Raw genomic sequence first — 1,725 nt, 5'->3', positions numbered from 1 at the left:
ATGAATTCGTCGCCACTGCTTATCGCTAATCATTTTACGAGACATATGAATTTCAAAGAGAAAAATTGTATCTTAATCAGCTAATCATGGCCAATTGTCAACACCCCCTAGCTTATTTGAGACATATGGCACTCAATATGCTTCGAAAAGAACCAACAAAGGTGAGTGTCGTAGGTAAACAAAAGCGTTGCTTAATGAATCCTCAGTTTTTAGAGAAGGTTTTAATCGCTGGATTATGTAGTTCGGCTAAATAACATACACTCATGCGGTAGCTCTGGGGCTAGGCACCGCAAAACACTCACCAAAACCCCTTTTTGGACGTAAACATGCTACCAGTGATAAGACTCATTATCACTGGTTTAAACAAAATATACCTGATTGATACCTTTGCCCTATGCTAGTTTTTGGTGAATGCTTCAAGAAGTATTTGATTTGTTTCTGACTGGTCAAATATTTCAGGCTCAAAATAGTCACCAGCCCATTCACGTACTTCTTCGTTTTCAGGATGCTTATCATCATTCCATTTTTCTAGAAAATCACTATACCCCCAGACACCACCAACATCTTCAGGAGGACACCCTCGCTTTCCTTTCATGCAAAACGGAAGAAATTGGCCTTTTTCATACGGAACAATTTTTTCCAATATTATTTTATGCTCCCAACTATCACCAAAATCATATTCATACAGAATAGAGCTACCTTCATCTTTTAAAATATCTTTAATTTTGAAATTAGTTTCATCTCGTAAATTATCATCCCAATTCATAGCAAATTCAGAAGGTAAGGAAGCTCCATATCTATCCTCACCGCAAATAAACTGATGTAAATGAGAATTAGTCCATCCCATAGTAATCTGTATCGTATGGTGAAAGTCTTCTAAAGAAGAAGAGTTGCTGATTAAAAATCGTCTCCAAATAGGAGGTTTAACCTCCATTAATTGAATTTTAAACTGATAGACTTCTCTTAAAATACTAATCATATTGTTCATTCTCTATTAAGCATATCAAGATGTATCAATGGGCACTTACCATCAACACTTAACGATAAGGAAATTTAAGTAATCCAGCATTATACCAAACAGCTAGACTGAATCGCAAAAACTTAAAACATTGCAAAAGCTTGCTGGTTGATAATCGGAGATATGCTCTACCAGTGATAACTCATGGTTATCGCTGGTGTAGTCTAATTGGGTTCTTGGTGTACTCAAATTGGGTCATTACGTTCACGGCATTAAGAATCAAAGGCGAGATCTTGAGTCATAAAGGGATTTTTTTGCAACAAGCCCGTTTCTACGACCAAAAAAGCTAAAAATAGGCTTATCCAGAGGGAGATATCCATGTATACCTTTGAATTATTTATTTAAATGTATTTTTTGGAAGTGCTTTTAACCATTCACGTGCTTCTTCTTCACTTCCCATATTCTGTAAGACTATCTCGGCATCATCGTAAAATTGTTCTTGCCATAATAACGCCCCCATACTCTTCATTTTTTCTTCAGATTTTATAGTTGCAATATATCGGAGTTTCGTATCAGATAGGAGTCGTGGAAACTGCACATCCCTAATGTAATCTTGGATATTTGGAGAAAATATACCCTCAGTTTGATCTGTTTTTACGTGAGCGTCCGGCGAACTACGCCTTGCTTAGTTTAACGTGCCAGGGTAAGAGACTATTGAGGTCGCAGTTGGGAGAGGATAATTGTTCCAAACAGTGTGCGATATAATC

The 1,725-nt window shown here is 36.9% G+C and carries 2 protein-coding genes and 1 pseudogene; 1 reads left to right on the top strand and 2 read right to left on the bottom strand.

What is annotated here, in order from left to right; translation table 11 throughout:
• Positions 1-107 precede the first annotated feature (107 nt).
• Positions 108-254, top strand: a pseudogene (locus L2764_RS27080) (ISAs1 family transposase); the annotation flags it as partial.
• A gap of 143 nt (positions 255-397) precedes the next feature.
• Here L2764_RS27080 and L2764_RS27075 read toward each other — a convergent pair.
• Together L2764_RS27075 and L2764_RS27955 are read right to left on the bottom strand one after the other, a co-directional pair.
• Positions 398-979 carry a plasmid pRiA4b ORF-3 family protein gene (locus tag L2764_RS27075; RefSeq protein ID WP_248943430.1) on the bottom strand — a complete coding sequence of 194 codons (582 nt, stop codon included), beginning with the start codon at positions 977-979 and terminating at the stop codon, positions 398-400.
• A gap of 376 nt (positions 980-1,355) precedes the next feature.
• A complete protein-coding gene (locus L2764_RS27955) occupies positions 1,356-1,478 on the bottom strand; it encodes a hypothetical protein (protein WP_283107202.1) in 123 nt (40 codons plus the stop codon).
• Positions 1,479-1,725: the final 247 nt, after the last annotated feature.

This window comes from Shewanella surugensis, from assembly GCF_023284005.1.
GTDB lineage: Bacteria > Pseudomonadota > Gammaproteobacteria > Enterobacterales > Shewanellaceae > Shewanella > Shewanella surugensis.
Note: the sequence above shows the minus strand (reverse complement) of the source record. Positions and strands in the feature narration are given on the sequence as shown.

What these genes read in the sequence shown, in the direction of transcription:
- L2764_RS27075 (WP_248943430.1), bottom strand. Translation starts at nt 979, where the DNA reads ATGATTAGTATTTTAAGAGAAGTCTATCAGTTTAAAATTCAATTAATG.
- L2764_RS27955 (WP_283107202.1), bottom strand. Translation starts at nt 1,478, where the DNA reads ATGGGGGCGTTATTATGGCAAGAACAATTTTACGATGATGCCGAGATA.